This window comes from Treponema sp. UBA7570 (genome assembly GCA_002477955.1).
Lineage (GTDB): Bacteria > Spirochaetota > Spirochaetia > Treponematales > Treponemataceae > Treponema_D.
In genome coordinates, this window is sequence record DLLE01000061.1 from 18,317 (window position 1) to 20,297 (window position 1,981).

Below are 1,981 nucleotides of genomic sequence, written 5' to 3' on the forward strand. Positions count from 1 at the left end.
GCTCACAGTTCCAACTTTTACACCGTCAGGCATACAAGACCTCTTAAACTGCTGGCCAAAAAATCTTTTATAAAAAATTTTAAGCGTATTTTTTATCGTTTCGTCGCTAAACGGCTCAAGATTTTTCTGTTTAACCGCAATTTTCGCCAGAAAATAAATCTTTTCAGGCGAAAAACCGTTTCGCACGCAGTTATACAGAAAAAAATCATGCAAAATATACGAACCGACAGTATTTTCTGTTTTTTGCGCAATTTTCCCGTCTTTGTCAGGCGGTAAAAGTTCAGGACTTACAGGAGTATCTATAATATCCTTTAATGTTTCTGCAAGTTTTTCGTTTTCCTTAAAAACAAAATCCGCATAATACTGAACAAGACAGCGCACCAAAGTCTTTGGAATCGAATTATTCACTCCATAATTGCTCATTTGATCGCCATTGTAAGTGCACCAGCCGAGCGCAAGTTCAGAAAGGTCGCCAGTTCCAATCAAAATTGCGCCGTGCATGTTAGCCCAGTCAAAAAGAACCTGAGTTCTCTCGCGGGCCTGGGCATTTTCGTAAGTAACATCGTAAACATCAAGCGCATGAGACAAATCCTTCAAATGACCGCCGGCCGCTTCTTTTATGGAAATTTCTTCAAGCGAAGCCCCGCAACTTTTTACAAGCATTTTTGCGTTTTCGTAAGTGCGCCCAGTCGTTCCAAAACCCGGCATCGTAATTCCAACAATATTGCTTCGGTCTTTTTTTAGAATATCAAAAGCCCGGCAGGCAACGAGCAAAGCCAGGGTAGAATCAAGTCCGCCAGAAATTCCCACGACAACTTTTTCAACTCCAGTATGCCTTATTCTCTTTGCAAGCCCCCAGGCCTGCATCTGCGTGATTTCCGCACAGCGCTCCCACATTTTTTTCTGGACCTGAGGCACAAAAGGATGCCCGTCAATTTTCCGCTCAAGATTTTTATTTTTCAAAAAATCTGTGCTTTTTACAGTTATTTCCTGAATTTTTGCCGGCAAAAACTGGCTTGACCTTTGAGAATTCTTAAAAAACCGGCTATTTTGCGAAAAAGTTTCTATTCTTATGCGTTCGTGATTTATTTTTTCAATGTCAATGTCGCTTATAATAAATTTATTTTTTTCGTCAAAAGGCTTTTTTTCTGCGAGGAGGCTTCCGTTTTCGGCAATCAATGAATGTCCCGAAAAAACCAAATCCTGTGTCGATTCTCCCATTCCTGCATTTGCATAAACATAGGCACAGACATTCTTTGCGCTGTTTCCCAAAATCAAGTCTTTTCTGTAAGAAGTTTTTCCAATCACTTCGTTTCCAGCCGAAAGATTGACAATCACATTTGCTCCGTTCAGACAAAAAACTGTCGAAGGAGAAAGAGGAACCCAGGCATCTTCGCAGACTTCTGCCGCCAAAACCGCACCTGTAAAACCTGAATCGTCATTTATTTTTAAGAGTCCACCAACCGACCAGTCAAACATTTGCTCATTGCAGCCACAATTTGCTTCAAAAGGCGTAAACCAGCGTTTTTCGTAAAATTCGCCGTAATTTGGAATAAAAGTTTTCGGATAAATCAGAATTTTTTCAGCATTGCTCAAAAGCGCCGCAACATTATAAAGAGAACCAGAAAATGAACGCAACGGCAAACCGACAAAAACCGCAATTCCCTGAGTATGCGCCAAAATCCCGGTCAAAGCATTTTTTGCGCTTTCAAGGAGGAGATTCTGTTCAAAAAGGTCAGCGCAAGTGTAGCCCGTAATACAAAGCTCCGGAAAAACTGCAATTTGAACGCCTTTTTGCTTTAATTCGTCAATGCACTGGCAAATATTCAGCACATTCTGTTCAACGTCTCCAACCACAACATCCGGCGAAACAGCCGCAACACGCAAAAAACCAAAATTCTTCATATAATTACTATATCAAAAAAACATTATTTTTATGCAAGATTTGCACACATCTCAAAAAAAAATTATTATCTTTATT

Annotated in this window: 1 protein-coding gene; it reads right to left on the reverse strand. The window is 40.2% G+C overall.

Annotated elements, in window-relative coordinates; translation table 11 throughout:
• The coding region (locus B4N75_RS08060) for an NAD(+) synthase (RefSeq protein WP_296707095.1) at positions 1-1,905 on the reverse strand (1,905 nt) is incomplete at its 3' end.
• Positions 1,906-1,981: the final 76 nt, after the last annotated feature.